The organism is Klebsiella sp. GL120222-02, assembly GCF_003097195.1.
In the GTDB taxonomy this organism is placed as follows: domain Bacteria; phylum Pseudomonadota; class Gammaproteobacteria; order Enterobacterales; family Enterobacteriaceae; genus Klebsiella; species Klebsiella variicola.
On record NZ_QEQO01000004.1, the window covers coordinates 105,235 to 121,143 of the forward strand.

Below are 15,909 nucleotides of genomic sequence, written 5' to 3' on the forward strand. Positions count from 1 at the left end.
GATTACAGTTGGGTGAAGTTTCGGTCGCAGCGGGGGAGGTTTCCCGGATAGCGGCTAACGCCTCATCCGGGCTACGGTTGGCGCCGATTTGTAGCCCCGGTAAGCGTCAGCGCCACCGGGGAGAGGCTATCGGCGTTCACCGCAGCTAAGATCAAAGCTATCGCCAGCCCAATTTGGGGGATATAGCCCGCGCTGGAAATCGCGATGAAAGGTTGAAAATGGCCAATCGATCACCCGGGTGACCCAGCCATGCTTAAGTGGATTGATATGGATGTAATCAACGTGTCGGCGGTAATCATCTTCATCGCGTATGGCATGCTCCCAGAAGCGCGGTTGCCAGAGGGGTTGTCGTTTTAACGTTCTGCTAAAACAGCCTTTGATATCTCTCCAGCGTGAAGAAAAATCGTCATCATTATGAGGTAGTGTCCAGATGCAATGCAGATGTTCAGGCAACACCACCCAGGCATCAATAATAAAGGGGCGATGTTGTTTAACAACGGCGACAGAGTAGCGCAATAATTCTATGTTTTCAGTTAGGTGCATGCTTCTACGGTCTTTAAGGTTAACAGTGAAGAACCAGGTTCCCCCCTTAATGTAATAACGTCGATAAGCCACCACAGGATCTCCTGGAATTCGGTATTTATGATGTGGTTTAACACGTTAGAAGGCGAAATCCGGTACGCCAAGGAGAAGGCGCAGAAGGTGGAAAGCGGCGCGCAAAGTTTTAGCTACAGATATTGGTTAGCGCCTGTCCCCGGATAGCGGCGCAAGCGCCTTATCCGGGCTACGGTGTGGTGGTCGCGATAAATACAGCGCACCGGGGATGAGGTTTGGTAGCCCCGGTAAGCGAAGCGCCACCGGGGAGGGGCGGGTTTAACGGAGGATTTTTTTCTCGGCCAGATCGAGGGCGAAATAGCTGAAGATCAGGTCGGCGCCTGCGCGTTTGATAGCGCCGAGGCTTTCCAGAACCACTTTCTCTTCATCGATAGCGCCCGCCTGGGCAGCGAATTTGATCATCGCGTACTCCCCGCTGACCTGATAGGCGCCGAGCGGCAGATCGCTGCGTTCGCGGATATCGCGCAGAATATCCAGGTAGGCGCCAGCCGGTTTCACCATCAGGCAGTCGGCGCCCTGGGCTTCATCGAGCAGCGACTCGCGAATGGCTTCCCGGCGGTTCATCGGGCTCATCTGATAGGTTTTCCGATCGCCCTTCAGCGCGGTACCGGCCGCTTCGCGGAACGGGCCGTAGAAGGAGGAAGCGAACTTGGTGGAGTAGGACATAATCGCCGTATTAGTGAAACCGGCGGCATCCAGCGAGCGGCGAATCGCCTGTACCTGTCCGTCCATCGCGGCGGAAGGAGCGATGAAATCCGCCCCTGCGGCGGCGGCGACAACGGCCTGCTTGCCGAGGTTTTCCAGGGTCGCGTCGTTATCCACCCCGTGGTCGCACAGCACGCCACAGTGACCGTGGGAAGTGTATTCGCAGAAGCAGGTATCGGACATGACGATCATCTCCGGCACCGTGGACTTGCAGATCCGCGACATACGCGCCACCAGGCCATTTTCATTCCAGGTATCGCTGCCGGTGGCATCGGTGTGATGAGAAATGCCAAAAGTCATCACCGAGCGAATGCCGGCGTTAGCGATGCGTTCGATTTCACGTGCCAGATATTTTTCCGGAATGCGCATCACGCCGGGCATGGCCTCGATCGCTTTGTAATCATCAATTTCTTCTTCAACAAAGATCGGCAACACCAGGTCGTTCAAACTCAGTGTTGTCTCTTCAAACAGGGCGCGCAGCGCAGCGGATTGACGCAGGCGGCGGGGGCGAGTGATTAAATCTGTCATGGTTTGCCTGATTTTGTGAAATGAAAGACGTTAGTGTAACTGAAATGGCATGGGGATGTTTCGCCAAAACGATCGTTATGTCGTGTTGGCGAAACCCCCGCGAACTTACTGGCTGGCCGTCTGCATGTTGGGCTGCGCGCCGCTCAGCTCGCTGACCAGGTCGTTGATGCCATCGCTCATATTGTTGAAGCGGGTTAACGGCGAGCGGGTTACCACCACAAAAGCGCCGACGTTAGCCTGCGGATTCATCGCCATATAGGTGATAAACCCGCCGCCACCGCCGGTTTTCTGAATAATCCCCGGATGGCCATTCTTCGGCTTCATATACACCCAGCCAAGTCCCAGCGCGTCGGCGCGGCCCGGCACGTCCATACCAATCACCCGGGTCAGTTGGTTACGCTGATAAATCAGCGTCTGCATCCGATCGGCCTGCTGGCTGCGGGTATAGAAATCGGATGACAGGAACTGCTGCATCCAGCGCATCATATCCCCCGGCGTCGAGTAGACTCCGCCGCTGCCGATCGCCGCCAGGGTGTTGTTGCATGGGCTGGCGCCTTTTTCCGGGATCATCAGCCGCTGGCACTGATCCGGTGACGGGGTAAAGGTGGTGTCCTTCATCCCCAGCGGCCGGGTGATCTGTTCTTCAAACAGCTGCGGATAAGGTTTGCCGGCAGCGGTGGAGAGCGCGTCCGCCAGTAAATCAAAGGCCAGGTTGGAGTAGGCCGCCTGTGAGCCCGGCGCGGTCTTCAGGGTCGCGGTAGAGAGCCAGTTCCAGCGCTGCTGGCGGGTCGGCCAGACAAACACCGGACGATGAGCGGCGCCGCCAGGCTGCTCGCGCGGCAGGGCGCTGGTATGGGTTGCGAGGTTAACCAGGGTGATTGGTTTTCCCTGCCAGTCAGGCACCCGGGTACCCGGCGGGGCGTATTTGCTCAGCGGATCGTTGAGTTTCACCACTCCCTGGTCGAGCAGCTTTACCAGCATCTCGCTGGTCATCAGTTTGCTGAGGGAGGCGATACGGATCACCGAGTCGAGCTGCGGGTGCTGATTATTCCCCGGGCGGGTTTCGCCAAAGCTGCGAAAAACACGCTGATTGCCATCGATAACCACCAGCGCCATGCCGGTGGCGCCGCTGCCGTAGTAGATATGATTGGCGTAACGATCGACCACATCCGAGGCGAAAACCGGGTCAACGGTAGGCTGTGCGGCCTGCACCGAGGTCCACGACGCCGCGCACAGCGCAGCAAAAATGAGCAAACTACGTTTCAACGGAGATCATCCATTAAATAAATAAAAAAGAAGAGGGTATTTATACTACGAAGTGGCGCAGAACAAAGTGGGATTCACGACATTCCTGCAGGAAAAAGGTAACGGTGCGTAAAAAAGACTTTTTTACGCTTTCAGATATCGGCTTTTTCCGCTGCCGCGTATGATGACCGTTTGGCTGAAAGTTCGTGGGAGAGAACAATGACGGCTCAACGGGTAGTGATGGTCGTGGATATGCAAAACGGCGTGTTCGCCACGCCGCGTCTGGCGCGCGAGCGCTGCGTCGCGCAAATTAATCGTCTGGTGCGCGCGGCGGACAAGGTTATTTTCATTCAGCATGATGAGGCCGGCGGCCTCGAAGCCGGCAGCGAAGGCTTCGCCCTGCTTCCCGAGCTGGAACAGCCAGCTGGCGCGCTGTATGTCACCAAAACCGCCTGCGACGCCTTCTACCACACCTCGCTGGCGCAGGTGCTGGACGAACACGACATTCAGCAGTTCGTCATCTGCGGCTGCGCCACCGACTACTGCCTCGACACCACCATTAAAAACGGCGCCAGCCGCGGGTACGGTATTGTGATCGCGGAAGATGCCCATACCACCGCCGACCGCCCCGCCGCGCAGGCCGCGACGCTTATCGCCCACTACAATGAGGTGTGGCGTACGCTGACCGTTCCTGGCAATCCTTTACAGGTGAAACCCACAGAAACAATTCTGCACGCCTGGCAGCAGAACTAAGCTGTTGATATCCGGTCTTATCATTCGTCTGCCCCGCGAGAGCGCATCCACGCGGCGGCCGACGTATGCGTCGTACACAGCAATAGCAGAACGATAAGAAGTTAGCAGGAGACAATGATGTTTAAATCTTTTTTCCCCAAACCGGGGCCGTTTTTTATTTCTGCCTTTATCTGGTCGCTGCTGGCCGTGATCTTTTGGCAGGCGGGCGGCGGCGACTGGCTGCTGCGGGTCACCGGAGCATCGCAAAATGTGGCGATCAGCGCGGCGCGCTTCTGGTCGCTCAACTATCTGGTGTTCTACGCTTACTATCTGTTTTGCGTCGGCGTGTTTGCACTCTTCTGGTTTGTCTACTGCCCGCATCGCTGGCAGTACTGGTCGATTCTCGGCACGTCGCTCATCATCTTCGTCACCTGGTTTCTGGTGGAAGTCGGGGTGGCGATCAACGCCTGGTATGCGCCGTTCTACGACCTGATCCAGAGCGCGCTGGCCACCCCGCATAAGGTCAGCATCAACCAGTTTTATCATGAGATCGGCATCTTTCTCGGCATCGCGCTCATCGCGGTGATCATTGGCGTGATGAACAACTTCTTCGTCAGCCACTACGTCTTCCGCTGGCGCACGGCGATGAACGAACACTATATGGCCCACTGGCAGCATCTGCGCCATATCGAAGGCGCCGCGCAGCGTGTGCAGGAAGATACCATGCGCTTTGCCTCCACCCTGGAAGATATGGGGGTAAGCTTTATCAACGCGGTGATGACCTTGATCGCCTTCCTGCCGGTGCTGGTGACGCTCTCCGAACACGTTCCCGACCTGCCTATCGTCGGCCATTTGCCGTATGGTCTGGTGATTGCCGCTATCGTCTGGTCGCTGATGGGGACCGGCCTGCTGGCGGTGGTGGGGATTAAGCTGCCGGGCCTGGAGTTTAAAAACCAGCGCGTGGAAGCCGCCTATCGTAAAGAGCTGGTCTACGGTGAGGACGATGAAACCCGCGCCACGCCGCCGACGGTGCGCGAGCTGTTCAGCGCGGTGCGTCGCAACTATTTCCGTCTCTATTTCCACTATATGTATTTCAATATCGCCCGCATTCTCTACCTGCAGGTGGATAACGTTTTCGGCCTTTTCCTGCTGTTTCCGTCGATCGTTGCCGGTACGATTACCCTCGGGCTGATGACGCAAATTACCAACGTCTTCGGCCAGGTGCGCGGCTCGTTCCAGTACCTGATTAGCTCGTGGACGACGCTGGTGGAACTGATGTCCATCTACAAACGTCTGCGCAGTTTTGAACGCGAGCTGGACGGCAAGCCGCTGCAGGAAGCGATCCCGACATTACGTTAATTAAGACAAGGAAGCATGATGGCCGCACGTTTATCGCGCATTATTCCCGGTTCATTGACGCTGTTGGCGGCCATGGTGCTGAGCGCCTGTACCAGCCAGCAGGCCCCGACGCTGAAAAAGGGCGAGAAGCCCGTTGACGTGGCGTCGGTGGTGCGGCAGAAAATGCCGGCCAGCGTCAAGGATCGGGAGGCCTGGGCGCAAGCCATCGCCACCGCGTTTGACAGCCAGAAGCTGGCGCCGACGGAAGAGAATGTCTGCTCGGTGCTGGCGGTCGCGCAGCAGGAGTCTAACTATCAGTCCGATCCGGTGGTGCCGGGGTTGAATAAAATCGCCTGGCAGGAAATTGACCGCCGGGCGGAAAAAATGCACATTCCGCCGTTTCTGGTCCATACCGCGCTGAAGATCACCTCGCCAAACGGTAAAAGCTATAGCGACCGTCTGGACAATGTGAAGACGGAAAAGCAGCTGAGCGCCATTTTTGATGACTTTATCGGGATGGTGCCGATGGGGCAGAAGCTGTTCGGTTCACTTAACCCGGTGCACACCGGGGGGCCGATGCAGGTCAGCATTGCCTTTGCCGAGCAGCACACCTCCGGCTACCCGTGGAAAATGAACGGGACGGTGCGCCAGGAGGTCTTCAGCCTGCGCGGTGGCCTGTGGTTTGGCACCTATCATCTGTTGAATTACCCGGCCAGCTACAGCGTGCCGCTGTACCGCTTTGCCGACTTCAACGCCGGCTGGTATGCCAGCCGTAACGCCGCCTTCCAGAACGCGGTGGTGAAAGCCAGCGGGGTGAAACTGGCGCTCGACGGCGACCTTATCCGCTACGACAGCGAGGAACCGGGCAGCACCGAGCTGGCGGTGCGTCGTCTGGCGGGCCAGTTGGGAATGAGCGACAGCGAGATCCACCGCCAGTTGAAAAAGGGCGACAGCCTGGCGTTTGAGAAGACCGACCTTTATCAGCAGGTTTTCCGCCTCGCCGAGAAAAGGGCGGGCAAGACTCTGCCGCGGGAGATGTTGCCAGGGATCCAGCTTGAGAGTCCGAAAATTACCCGTAATCTGACGACGGCGTGGTTTGCAAAACGGGTTGATGAGCGGCGGGCAAATTGTATGGCGCGGCGTTAACGGCGCTGACGCCAGCGCACAATGAGCGCCAGCAGCCCGATGAACGAGCAGCCGATCAGGAAAGGGATCAGGCCAAAGAGGGTGCCAACGGCGAGACTGATGTCGACTTGCGGACGGCTGGCGTCCTGCGTTTGCATCAAGCGTTCAAATACCCCCGGAGCGTGGATCAGCATGCTGAGCATCTGCGCGCCGGCCCAGCAGCAGACCAGCACGAACAGGCCGTAGGCGACATGGCTGCCGGTCAACGCCCCTCTTTTTTTATTTCCCAAAAGCGATTTTGAAAAACTGAATTCAGCCATAGGCCCTCCCACCTCTGTACTGCTGGTTTTTTCTCCAGCTCTATGGCAGGTATTCTGGCAGTGAGGGGCCATTGTCAGTATCAGATTGCTGGTAATTGCCGTCCAGGAATAATCCTGTTTTCGCCGGTGTGTTAACCGCGCCACAGGAATGTAAAAGGGAGAGCGGCGTCGCAATCCAGCAACATTCTCTCCCGCGCTACAGACCGCCGCGGGCGGCTATGCGAAGATGCGTTTTTTTGCTGTTGGAGGTCGCATGAAGCTCACAGATAAAATTCGCCGCGACTGGCACTACTACGCGGTGGCGCTGGGGCTAATTTTTATTCTCAATGGGGTGGTGGGGCTGCTGGGGTTTGAAACACAGGGCTGGCAATCCTACGCCGTCGGTCTGGTGACCTGGGTCATTAGCTTCTGGGCCGCGGGCCTGGTGATCCGCCGCCGCCCGGCAGAAGAGGCCTGAGACCCCTGCTGCCAGGCGCGATAAACGCGTTTTAGTTCATGGAGGTTTTCAGCGCCCGGTCCGCGGCATGGCGCTCCAGCGCCAGCTCAATCAGCCGGGTGATCAGGCTGGTGTAGTCGAGGCCGCTGGCCTGCCACAGCTTCGGATACATGCTGATGTTGGTAAAGCCCGGCAGGGTGTTGATCTCGTTGGTCACCACCTCGTTGTCGGCGGTGAGGAACACGTCGACGCGGGCCATGCCGCTGCAGCCCAGGGTCTGGTAGGCCTGCACTGCAATCGCGCGGATTTTGTCGTTGATCTCAGGGGCGATGGCGGCCGGGACCACCACCTGCGCGCCCTGGTCATCGATATATTTGGTGTCGTAGGCGTAAAACTCGCTGTTGAGGACAATTTCACCGCAGGTGCTGGCCTGCGGGTGGTCGTTACCCAGCACCGCACACTCAATTTCCCGCCCTTTAATGCCTTGTTCCACCACGACTTTATGATCAAATTCAAAGGCCAGGGCCACCGCCTGATGGTACTGCTCTTCGTTTTTAACTTTGCTGACGCCAACCGATGATCCCTGGTTGGCCGGCTTCACGAACAGCGGCAGCCCCAGCTTCGCTTCGACATCGGCAAAGCTGAACTGCGCGCGGTTGGCGCGGGTCAGGGTGATAAACGGGGCGACGGCGAGCCCGGCATCGCGCAGCAGACGTTTGGTCACGTCTTTGTCCATACAGGCCGCGGAGCCCAGCACATCGGAACCAACGAAAGGCAGATTCGCCATGCGCAGCATCCCCTGCAGGGAGCCATCCTCGCCCAGCGTGCCGTGGACGATGGGGAAAATCACATCGATAGCCGCCAGCGGCTGGCCGCTGTCGGCGTTAATCAGCTGCTGTGCTTCTCGGCCCGGGATCTGCGCCAGGGTCACCGTGGAAGGACGCAGGGCAATGCGGGCAGGATCCTGAGCATTGAGCAGGTAGTTGCCGGCGTCGTTGATGTGCCATAGCCCCTGTTTATCAATACCCAACAGAACCACATCGAAGCGCGATTTATCAATCGCTTCCACGATATTCTTCGCTGACTGCAGCGACACTTCATGCTCCGCCGACTTGCCGCCAAAAACGATCCCAACCCTCATCTTTGCCATTTCAACTTCCATCCAGATAACATCAAAGGGCATAACATACCATGTGAAACCGCTGCCTGCCTGCCATAATATTTACCTGATCAATTGACGGGAGTGGGCGTGAGAGGAAAGACGCTGCTGGTGCTGGCCGGGATGCTCGGCGCGGGCCTGTTAGGATACCGCTATCTGCCGCCGCACCTGAATCCGCTGGCGCCGCTGGCGCTTAACGATCCCCCGGGCTGGTTGACGTCATTCAAGCTACGCAGGCTGACGGCAGACCAGTGCGCCTCCCTGCTGGCGGAAGCCAATCGCCGGCGGCTTATTGCCAGCCAGCCGGTGGCCGACAGCGAGGGAAGCTGCCCGCTGCATAACGTGGTGCGGGTAGCGAATTTTGGCAGCGTGACGCTGAGCAGCAGTTTCCTCGCCAGCTGCCCGCTGGCGCTGAGCAGTGCGCTGTATGTCGAGCAGCAGGCGAAACCGCTGACCCGTCAACTGATGGCGAGCGATCTGCGCCAGATCGATCATCTCGGCAGCTTCGCCTGCCGCAATATCTACCATCGGCAACAGGCGCGGCGCAGTGAACACGCCACGGCGGACGCGCTGGACGTCAGCGGTTTCCGCCTGGCGGACGGCCGACGCGTCAGCGTCCTGCAGGGCTGGCGGAGCGAGACCTCGCATCCCTGGCTGGCGGCGCTGTTGAACAACAGCTGCCACTACTTCGGCAACGCGCTGGGGCCAGAGTACAATGCGGCTCACGCCAATCATTTTCATCTGGGGATGCGCGGACAGGGCTTCTGCTTTTGAGCATAAAGCGCTGTGAGTAGCCTAAATGACCAGAAAATGCTTCGTCAGGTTCTCATCCACACTCATAAAACACCAAACTCACCGCCAGCGCATCTATGGTAGTACACCAGTGGAATGAAATTGCTAAGCTAGGTAATAATTGGCAAATCATTAATGAATACGCGTAGTTATGGAATCCTGGAAGGTTAATCTCATCTCCGTCTGGTTTGGTTGCTTTTTTACCGGCCTGGCGATCAGTCAAATTCTCCCTTTTTTGCCCCTCTACGTCTCCCAGCTGGGCGTTACCTCGCATGAAGCGCTGTCGATGTGGTCGGGGCTGACCTTCAGCGTGACTTTTCTTGTCTCGGCGATCGTCTCGCCGATGTGGGGGAGCCTGGCAGACCGCAAAGGCCGCAAGCTGATGCTGCTGCGTGCCTCGCTGGGGATGGCGATTGCTATTTTACTGCAGGCCTTCGCCACTAACGTCTGGCAGCTGTTTATCCTGCGGGCGATCATGGGCTTAACCTCCGGTTATATCCCCAACGCCATGGCGCTGGTGGCCTCCCAGGTGCCGCGCGAGCGCAGCGGCTGGGCGCTGAGCACGCTATCAACCGCGCAAATCAGCGGCGTGATCGGCGGCCCGCTGCTGGGCGGCTTCCTGGCGGACCACGTCGGGCTGCGGATGGTCTTTTTTATTACGGCGATCCTGCTGACCATCAGTTTTCTGGTGACCCTGTTTCTGATCAAAGAGGGAGGGCGCCCTCAGGTCAGTAAAAGCGAGCGCCTCACCGGAAAACAAGTCCTTGCCTCTTTACCCTATCCGGGGTTGGTGATCAGCCTGTTCTTCACCACCCTGGTGATCCAGTTGTGCAACGGCTCAATTGGCCCGATCCTGGCGCTGTTTATCAAGTCGATGGCGCCGGACAGCAACAATATCGCCTTTCTGGCCGGGATGATCGCCGCGGTGCCTGGCGTGTCGGCGCTGATTTCTGCGCCACGGCTGGGTAAGTTAGGCGATCGCATCGGTACCTCGCGGATCCTGCTCGCGACGCTCTGCTGCGCAGTGGTGATGTTTTTCGCCATGTCTTTTGTCACCACCCCGCTGCAATTGGGTACGCTGCGTTTCCTGCTCGGCTTTGCCGATGGCGCGATGCTCCCGGCGGTGCAGACTTTATTGCTGAAATACAGCAGCGACAGCGTCACCGGACGCATCTTTGGCTATAACCAGTCGTTTATGTATCTGGGCAACGTCGCCGGGCCGCTGATTGGCGCCTCTGTATCGGCGATGGCCGGCTTCCGCTGGGTGTTTATTGCTACCGCCATTATCGTTTTCATTAACCTCTGGCAGCTGGCATGGATGCTGCGCCGCACCCGCCGGGCTAACGCCTGAACCTCTGCTGACGGTATTTATCGCGATACCGTCAGCGTTATTCACCGTCGGTACATTTACCATTACTTTTTGTTATCGCCATGCCGTGAGCGCTATTCCATTTTATTATTTCCTGCACCATCTGGTTATAACCATCCCCGACCATGATTAAACAATACTATTTATAGTGGTATTTTGTTGTGGTAAAACGTTTCGCTGTATATTGGGTGTTGCGATGATTCTTATTTTAAGTAATTCTGAGGTCCGTCATCGGGTATGACATCCCAATCAAAAACAGGCCTCGCATAAGGAACTGGTGCTATGAAGAATCTCATTGCTGAGTTACTGGTTAAACTGGCGCAAAAGGAAGAAGAAGCAAAGGAACTGACGGTGCAGGTTGAAGCGCTGGAGATCGTGGTCACCGCATTATTGCGCCATATGGAGCATGATGCCCAGCAGGCATTGATTCAGGATATAGAACAGGCGATTGACCAGGTGACGCCCTGTCCGCCGGTCAACGACCAGGATGCGATGCTGCTGCAGCAATATCTAAAGAAGCTGTTGCGGCATCCTCGTAGCTAGTCTTTGTGACACGACAAGGATGCCGTCATTTTTCTGTCATCTCCCTTTTATAAAGTCTCCCTCGTTTTGTTTTTTTTAAGTATTTTTTACATGGAGATGACAAAAGTGAAATTAAGCGCCCTGTTTATTGCCCTGGTTCCTCTGCTGGGCTCGCCGGTTATTCATGCAGAAACGACTGCTGCGCCGGTTCTGGAAAATCGCGCTGCGCAGGGAGATATCACCACTCCCGGCGGCGCGCGTCGTTTAACCGGCGATCAAACCGAAGCGCTGCGCGCCTCGTTAATCAATAAGCCGGCTAAAAACGTTATTTTGCTGATTGGCGATGGCATGGGTGATTCGGAAATTACCGCTGCGCGAAATTATGCGCAAGGGGCGGGCGGTTTCTTTAAAGGGATTGACGCCTTGCCGTTAACCGGGCAGTACACGCACTATTCGCTGGATAAAAAAACCGGGAAACCGGACTACGTGACCGACTCGGCGGCGTCCGCCACCGCCTGGACCACCGGCGTCAAGACCTATAACGGCGCGCTGGGCGTCGATATTCATGAGAACGCGCATCAGACCATCCTCGAGCTGGCGAAAGCGGCGGGGCTGGCCACCGGCAACGTTTCCACCGCCGAGCTGCAGGACGCCACCCCCGCAGCGCTGGTGGCGCATGTGACATCGCGTAAATGTTACGGCCCCACGGTCACCAGTGAAAAATGCCCCAGCAATGCGCTGGAGAAAGGGGGCAAAGGCTCCATTACCGAACAGCTGCTGAACGCCCGGCCGGATGTCACCTTAGGCGGCGGGGCGAAGACCTTTGCCGAAACGGCGACGGCGGGCGAGTGGCAGGGCAAAACCCTGCGCGAGCAGGCGGAAGCGCGCGGCTACCAGATTGTGACCGACGCGGCTTCCCTTGCCGCCGCGACTGACGCCAGTCAGGCTAAGCCGCTGCTGGGACTCTTCGCCGATGGCAATATGCCGGTTCGCTGGGAAGGGCCGAAGGCGTCTTATCACGGCAATATCGATAAGGCGCCGGTGACCTGTACGCCAAACCCGAAACGCGACGCCTCGGTGCCGACGCTGGCGCAGATGACGGAGAAAGCGATTGACCTGCTGAGCCGCAACGAGAAAGGTTTCTTCCTGCAGGTGGAAGGCGCTTCCATCGATAAACAGGATCATGCGGCGAATCCGTGTGGCCAGATCGGCGAAACCGTAGACCTCGACGAAGCGGTGCAGAAGGCGCTGGAGTTTGCGCGAAAAGACGGCAATACCCTGGTGATCGTCACCGCCGACCATGCGCACGCCAGCCAGATCATTCCGGCGGACAGCAAAGCCCCGGGACTGACCCAGGCTCTGAATACCCACGATGGCGCAGTGATGGTCATGAGCTACGGCAACTCTGAGGAAGAGTCGATGGAGCATACCGGCACCCAGCTGCGCATTGCGGCCTACGGTCCACACGCGGCTAACGTCGTCGGCCTGACCGACCAGACCGACCTGTTCTCGACCATGAAAGCCGCCCTGAGTCTGAAATAAGTCGCTGCCGGTGGCGAAATCGCGTCACCGGCTGGTTTTTTTTCTATCTGCGTCCAGACTTACAACGATCCACTCACAGAAGGATGGTGCGATGAAAATAACCTTACTAATGACTCTACTGTTTGGCTTGATCTTTATCAGCGCGGTTGGCGCGGCAGAAAAAACGCCCACTCCACAGCAGCAAAAGATGACGGACTGCAATCAGCAAGCGTCAGCCAAAGCGCTGAAAGGAGATGAGCGCAAAACGTTTATGAGCCAGTGCCTGAAAAAAGAGACCACTACGTCGCAAGGAAAAGCGCTCACCCCTCAGCAGCAGAAGATGAGCGACTGCAACAAAGCGGCCTCGGCAAAATCGTTGAAGGGTGATGAACGCAGTACCTTCATGAGTACCTGCCTGAAGAAAGCCTGAAAAAAAGGGAGCGCTTATCCGCTCCCTTCTTCTTTGAACACTCAGGGCATTGCTGCCTACCCTCTCAGGCTCAGGAGCGGCTCAGTTTCTCTGATTTCTCCATACACTGGGTGATGGCTTCGATCACCGCGGAGCGGAACCCTTTCTCTTCCAGTACGCGGACGGCTTCGATGGTGGTCCCGCCAGGCGAGCAGACCATATCTTTCAGCGCCCCCGGATGCTCGCCGCTCTCCAGCACCATTTTGGCGGAGCCCATTACCGCCTGGGCGGCGAATTTATAGGCCTGGGCGCGCGGCATGCCGCCGAGGACGGCGGCATCGGCCATCGCTTCGATAAACATAAAGACATAGGCCGGCGCGGAGCCGCTCACGCCCACCACCGGATGGATCATCGGCTCGGCAATTTGTTCCGCCTGGCCAAAGCAGCGGAAAATGGTCAGCACTTCGGCCACATCTTCGCTGCTCACCAGCGCGTTAGGCGTGACGGAGGTCATACCGGCGTTGACCAGTGACGGCGTATTGGGCATCGCGCGAATAATTTTGCGATCGTGACCGAGGGCGCGCGCCAGTTGCTCAAGCGTGACCCCGGCGGCGATGGAGACCACCAGCGACTCTTTATTCAGGCTTGAGGCGACGTCGCCCAGCACTTTGGTCATGATCCCCGGCTTAACCGCGCCGAAGACGATATCGGCAATCTGCGCCACTTCCTGAGCGCTCCCGGCGGCGTTGATGCCATACTGGTCGCGCAGAGCCGCAACCTTATCCGGCGACGGGGTGTAGACCCAGATTTGTCCCGGCTGTACCTGGCCGCTGGCGATCAGTCCACCCAGAATGGCCTTACCCATATTGCCGCAGCCGATAAAGCCAATTTTCTTATCCATCACCATTCCCCTCTGCTTTTTTCGTTACGATCTGATTAGCTTACCATCCTGGCGCTTTCATGGGGGAGAAAAGCAGGTAACATTGGCGTCACTTATTGCAGGTAACAGGAGCTGGCATGGCTATTTGGGTAGATGCGGACGCGTGTCCGAACGTGATTAAAGAGATTTTGTTCCGCGCGGCAGAGCGTACCCAGACCCCGGTGACGCTGGTGGCGAATCAGCCGCTGCGCGTGCCGCCGTCGCGTTTCATCCGCACTTTGCGGGTTGAGCAAGGTTTTGACGTGGCGGATAACGAAATCGTTCGCCAGTGCGCGGCGGGAGATTTAGTCATCACCGCCGACATCCCGCTGGCGGCAGAGGTGCTGGCGAAGGGCGGGGCGGCGCTGAATCCGCGCGGGGAACGCTACAGTGAGGCGACGATCCGCGAGCGCCTGACGATGCGGGATTTTATGGAGACATTGCGGGCCAGCGGCGTGCAGACCGGCGGCCCGGATAGTTTATCGCAGCGCGACCGGCAACAGTTTGCTGCCGAGCTGGAGAAGTGGTTGCTGGCGGTTAAGCGTCAGCAGGGTTAAACCCAGCTATCGTCGTCGCTGCCAATATCATCGTCGCCAAAGCCGGCGTCGAAGTCGTCGTTCCAGGTGTTGTCGGCAAGGAACTGATCGTCTCCCTGGCGGAACGGATCGTCACCCGCGGTGGCGTCCTGCGCGGCGGCGGCAGCAGGCTGCGGCTGCTCTTCGATGATATTGACAATCTCCTGCGGGTGCGAGCCGCTGAACATGTTGGTCAGCATATTGCCCAGCACCACGCCGCCCGCTACGCCTGCGGCCGTTTGCAGCGCGCCTGCCATAAAGCCGCCGCCGCGTGCCGCTGCCTGCGGGGCATAGTTCTGTTGCTGTTGCGGCGGGGCATACTGCGGCTGGGCGCTGGCCTGCGGGCGACCGTATTGCTCCGCGCCCGGGATGGGGTCAGAGCCGCGTGACGAGCCGCCACCGCCAAACAGGCCGGAGAGGAATCCGCCGCTGCTGGGCTTCGCCGCCTGCAGCTGGCTGACCTGGCTCTCCAGCGCCTGGATGCGATCGTTAAGCTGTTTAATCGCGGCTTCCTGGATAAGAATGGTTTGCGCCATATAGTAGGGGGCCGCCGGCTGCGCGCTTACATGTTGGGCAATCCGCTCCTCGGCGCTGGTATCGCGCGATGCACTGTGCGCCTCAGCCTCTTTTAGCCGGGAAAACAGTCCATCAATAAGGCGTTGTTCTTCAGATTGCATGTTACATTCCTCTGTCACACTGTCGAATAGGCATCAGGGTGCGTCTGAAACACGATGTTGTAAATATGTTGCTTCGTAAAGCTATGCATAAATGTGTTACCGTTTACGCCAGCGTTGGATAAAAAATAACGCCCAGCCGAAAGTAAAGCTGGTTAAACACTTAATGCAATGATAAGTTTACATCAAGAACCCCTTTTGTCACTGTGGTGATGGGGTGTAAAGAAGTTGTGTAACGTTTTGTTTACGACTACGTTACGGAACAAACAGCGATAATACGTTCTTTCGTTTTCATATTTTACGACAGGCGGAACCAGGGGGTCTTCGGTCATGACACAGCCAATCTTTCTCATCGGGCCACGCGGCTGCGGTAAAACCACCGTCGGTCATGCGCTGGCGCGAGCGCGGCATTTTCAGTTCTCCGATACCGATCATCGGCTGCAGGCCCATGAGCAGCGGACGGTGGCAGAGATCGTGCAGGCAGAAGGGTGGGCGCGTTTTCGCGAACTGGAGACCCTGTCGCTGAAGGCCGTGACTCTGCCGAATACGGTGATCGCCACCGGCGGCGGTATTGTGCTGGCGGAAGGTAATCGCCAGTTTATGCGGGAAAACGGCGTGGTGATCTATCTGCAGGCCTCGGTGTCGGCGCTCATTGATCGTCTGGAGGCCTACCCAAAAGCCGAACAGCGGCCGACGCTTACCGGTAAGCCGGTACGTGAGGAAGTGGGCGAGGTGTTGGCGCAGCGCGAAGCCTTATACCGTGATGCCGCCCATCATATTGTCGATGCCACGGCCTCCCCGGATCGGGTGGTGGAGCAGATTATGACCATGCTGTGCGGCGCGACGGCAACCCCGGTAAGTTAAGAATTTACTTACATTAAGGCGGCGAGGGGCGCCTATACTTGATAGTTCTGATACCAGAAGA

At 57.7% G+C, this 15,909-nt stretch carries 18 protein-coding genes; 11 read left to right on the forward strand and 7 right to left on the reverse strand.

Annotation, left to right across the window (positions count from 1 at the left end; genetic code table 11):
• Positions 1 to 126: 126 nt before the first annotated feature.
• The 3 genes from N438_RS14375 to ampH form a co-directional block, all read right to left on the reverse strand.
• On the reverse strand, positions 127 to 618 hold the full coding sequence (locus N438_RS14375) for a transposase (RefSeq protein ID WP_016160363.1): 492 nt from the start codon (positions 616 to 618) through the stop codon (positions 127 to 129).
• Between the two features lie 255 nt (positions 619 to 873).
• The gene (gene hemB, locus N438_RS14380) at positions 874 to 1,848 is read right to left on the reverse strand and encodes a porphobilinogen synthase (protein WP_002890201.1); all 975 of its coding nucleotides are present in this window, start codon (positions 1,846 to 1,848) and stop codon (positions 874 to 876) included.
• A gap of 105 nt (positions 1,849 to 1,953) precedes the next feature.
• Complete coding sequence (ampH, locus tag N438_RS14385; RefSeq protein WP_008805334.1) at positions 1,954 to 3,114, reverse strand: D-alanyl-D-alanine-carboxypeptidase/endopeptidase AmpH; 1,161 nt, start codon at positions 3,112 to 3,114, stop codon at positions 1,954 to 1,956.
• Between the two features lie 219 nt (positions 3,115 to 3,333).
• Here ampH and N438_RS14390 point away from each other — a divergent pair, with 219 nt between their 5' ends.
• The 3 genes from N438_RS14390 to N438_RS14400 all read left to right on the forward strand — a co-directional run bounded on the left by N438_RS14390 (position 3,334) and on the right by N438_RS14400 (position 6,309).
• Positions 3,334 to 3,846: an isochorismatase family protein gene (locus N438_RS14390; RefSeq protein ID WP_162493340.1), complete on the forward strand. Its 513-nt coding sequence runs from the start codon at positions 3,334 to 3,336 to the stop codon at positions 3,844 to 3,846.
• A 117-nt stretch (positions 3,847 to 3,963) separates the two neighbouring features.
• Positions 3,964 to 5,184 (forward strand): peptide antibiotic transporter SbmA, encoded by a 1,221-nt coding sequence (sbmA, locus tag N438_RS14395; protein ID WP_008805336.1) that lies wholly within the window; start codon positions 3,964 to 3,966, stop codon positions 5,182 to 5,184.
• Between the two features lie 18 nt (positions 5,185 to 5,202).
• The gene (locus tag N438_RS14400; protein WP_008805337.1) at positions 5,203 to 6,309 is read left to right on the forward strand and encodes a DUF1615 domain-containing protein; all 1,107 of its coding nucleotides are present in this window, start codon (positions 5,203 to 5,205) and stop codon (positions 6,307 to 6,309) included.
• On the opposite strand, the gene N438_RS14405 is transcribed toward N438_RS14400, so the two are convergent.
• Entirely contained in the window at positions 6,306 to 6,608 is a 303-nt protein-coding gene (locus tag N438_RS14405) for a YaiY family protein (RefSeq protein WP_012542723.1), read from the reverse strand. The two genes, N438_RS14400 and N438_RS14405, sit on opposite strands and share 4 nt — an antisense overlap.
• 253 nt (positions 6,609 to 6,861) lie before the next feature.
• Between N438_RS14405 and N438_RS14410 the strand changes: the two genes are divergently transcribed.
• Positions 6,862 to 7,065 carry a DUF2754 family protein gene (locus N438_RS14410; protein ID WP_012968852.1) on the forward strand — a complete coding sequence of 68 codons (204 nt, stop codon included), beginning with the start codon at positions 6,862 to 6,864 and terminating at the stop codon, positions 7,063 to 7,065.
• A gap of 31 nt (positions 7,066 to 7,096) precedes the next feature.
• Here N438_RS14410 and ddlA read toward each other — a convergent pair whose 3' ends face one another.
• Positions 7,097 to 8,194 carry a D-alanine--D-alanine ligase gene (gene ddlA, locus N438_RS14415; RefSeq protein WP_046881810.1) on the reverse strand — a complete coding sequence of 366 codons (1,098 nt, stop codon included), beginning with the start codon at positions 8,192 to 8,194 and terminating at the stop codon, positions 7,097 to 7,099.
• 99 nt (positions 8,195 to 8,293) lie between these two features.
• Between ddlA and N438_RS14420 the strand changes: the two genes are divergently transcribed.
• From N438_RS14420 to N438_RS14440, 5 genes are all read left to right on the forward strand, one after another.
• The gene (locus N438_RS14420; protein WP_008805341.1) at positions 8,294 to 8,977 is read left to right on the forward strand and encodes an extensin family protein; all 684 of its coding nucleotides are present in this window, start codon (positions 8,294 to 8,296) and stop codon (positions 8,975 to 8,977) included.
• Positions 8,978 to 9,146: 169 nt separating this feature from the next.
• The gene (locus N438_RS14425; protein ID WP_008805342.1) at positions 9,147 to 10,346 is read left to right on the forward strand and encodes a multidrug efflux MFS transporter; all 1,200 of its coding nucleotides are present in this window, start codon (positions 9,147 to 9,149) and stop codon (positions 10,344 to 10,346) included.
• A gap of 300 nt (positions 10,347 to 10,646) precedes the next feature.
• A complete protein-coding gene (gene iraP / locus N438_RS14430) occupies positions 10,647 to 10,907 on the forward strand; it encodes an anti-adapter protein IraP (protein ID WP_008805343.1) in 261 nt (86 codons plus the stop codon).
• 90 nt (positions 10,908 to 10,997) lie between these two features.
• Entirely contained in the window at positions 10,998 to 12,428 is a 1,431-nt protein-coding gene (phoA, locus tag N438_RS14435; protein ID WP_012542718.1) for an alkaline phosphatase, read from the forward strand.
• Between the two features lie 91 nt (positions 12,429 to 12,519).
• Positions 12,520 to 12,837, forward strand: a complete 318-nt coding sequence (locus N438_RS14440) for a PsiF family protein (protein ID WP_008805345.1) — start codon at positions 12,520 to 12,522, stop codon at positions 12,835 to 12,837.
• Positions 12,838 to 12,907: 70 nt separating this feature from the next.
• Here the strand turns inward: N438_RS14440 and proC are convergent, their stop codons facing one another.
• Entirely contained in the window at positions 12,908 to 13,717 is an 810-nt protein-coding gene (gene proC / locus N438_RS14445; protein ID WP_008805346.1) for a pyrroline-5-carboxylate reductase, read from the reverse strand.
• A gap of 116 nt (positions 13,718 to 13,833) precedes the next feature.
• On the opposite strand from proC, the gene N438_RS14450 reads away from it, so the two are divergent.
• On the forward strand, positions 13,834 to 14,292 hold the full coding sequence (locus N438_RS14450; protein ID WP_008805347.1) for a YaiI/YqxD family protein: 459 nt from the start codon (positions 13,834 to 13,836) through the stop codon (positions 14,290 to 14,292).
• On the opposite strand, the gene N438_RS14455 is transcribed toward N438_RS14450, so the two are convergent.
• Positions 14,289 to 14,987, reverse strand: a complete 699-nt coding sequence (locus N438_RS14455) for a DUF2076 domain-containing protein (RefSeq protein ID WP_023322130.1) — start codon at positions 14,985 to 14,987, stop codon at positions 14,289 to 14,291. The genes N438_RS14450 and N438_RS14455 overlap by 4 nt on opposite strands.
• Positions 14,988 to 15,314: 327 nt before the next feature.
• Between N438_RS14455 and aroL the strand changes: the two genes are divergently transcribed.
• Positions 15,315 to 15,848, forward strand: coding sequence for a shikimate kinase AroL (gene aroL / locus N438_RS14460; protein WP_008805349.1), 534 nt, complete (start codon positions 15,315 to 15,317; stop codon positions 15,846 to 15,848).
• The last annotated feature ends 61 nt before the right edge of the window (positions 15,849 to 15,909 follow it).

Excerpts from the sequence above, each read along its gene's own strand:
- N438_RS14425 (WP_008805342.1), top strand. The coding sequence starts at position 9,147 with ATGGAATCCTGGAAGGTTAATCTCATCTCCGTCTGGTTTGGTTGCTTT.
- N438_RS14400 (WP_008805337.1), top strand. The coding sequence starts at position 5,203 with ATGGCCGCACGTTTATCGCGCATTATTCCCGGTTCATTGACGCTGTTG.
- sbmA (WP_008805336.1), top strand. The coding sequence starts at position 3,964 with ATGTTTAAATCTTTTTTCCCCAAACCGGGGCCGTTTTTTATTTCTGCC.
- N438_RS14450 (WP_008805347.1), top strand. The coding sequence starts at position 13,834 with ATGGCTATTTGGGTAGATGCGGACGCGTGTCCGAACGTGATTAAAGAG.
- N438_RS14440 (WP_008805345.1), top strand. The coding sequence starts at position 12,520 with ATGAAAATAACCTTACTAATGACTCTACTGTTTGGCTTGATCTTTATC.
- proC (WP_008805346.1), bottom strand. The coding sequence starts at position 13,717 with ATGGATAAGAAAATTGGCTTTATCGGCTGCGGCAATATGGGTAAGGCC.
- N438_RS14390 (WP_162493340.1), top strand. The coding sequence starts at position 3,334 with ATGGTCGTGGATATGCAAAACGGCGTGTTCGCCACGCCGCGTCTGGCG.
- hemB (WP_002890201.1), bottom strand. The coding sequence starts at position 1,848 with ATGACAGATTTAATCACTCGCCCCCGCCGCCTGCGTCAATCCGCTGCG.
- N438_RS14455 (WP_023322130.1), bottom strand. The coding sequence starts at position 14,987 with ATGCAATCTGAAGAACAACGCCTTATTGATGGACTGTTTTCCCGGCTA.
- ddlA (WP_046881810.1), bottom strand. The coding sequence starts at position 8,194 with ATGGCAAAGATGAGGGTTGGGATCGTTTTTGGCGGCAAGTCGGCGGAG.
- phoA (WP_012542718.1), top strand. The coding sequence starts at position 10,998 with ATGGAGATGACAAAAGTGAAATTAAGCGCCCTGTTTATTGCCCTGGTT.
- aroL (WP_008805349.1), top strand. The coding sequence starts at position 15,315 with ATGACACAGCCAATCTTTCTCATCGGGCCACGCGGCTGCGGTAAAACC.
- N438_RS14405 (WP_012542723.1), bottom strand. The coding sequence starts at position 6,608 with ATGGCTGAATTCAGTTTTTCAAAATCGCTTTTGGGAAATAAAAAAAGA.
- N438_RS14410 (WP_012968852.1), top strand. The coding sequence starts at position 6,862 with ATGAAGCTCACAGATAAAATTCGCCGCGACTGGCACTACTACGCGGTG.
- iraP (WP_008805343.1), top strand. The coding sequence starts at position 10,647 with ATGAAGAATCTCATTGCTGAGTTACTGGTTAAACTGGCGCAAAAGGAA.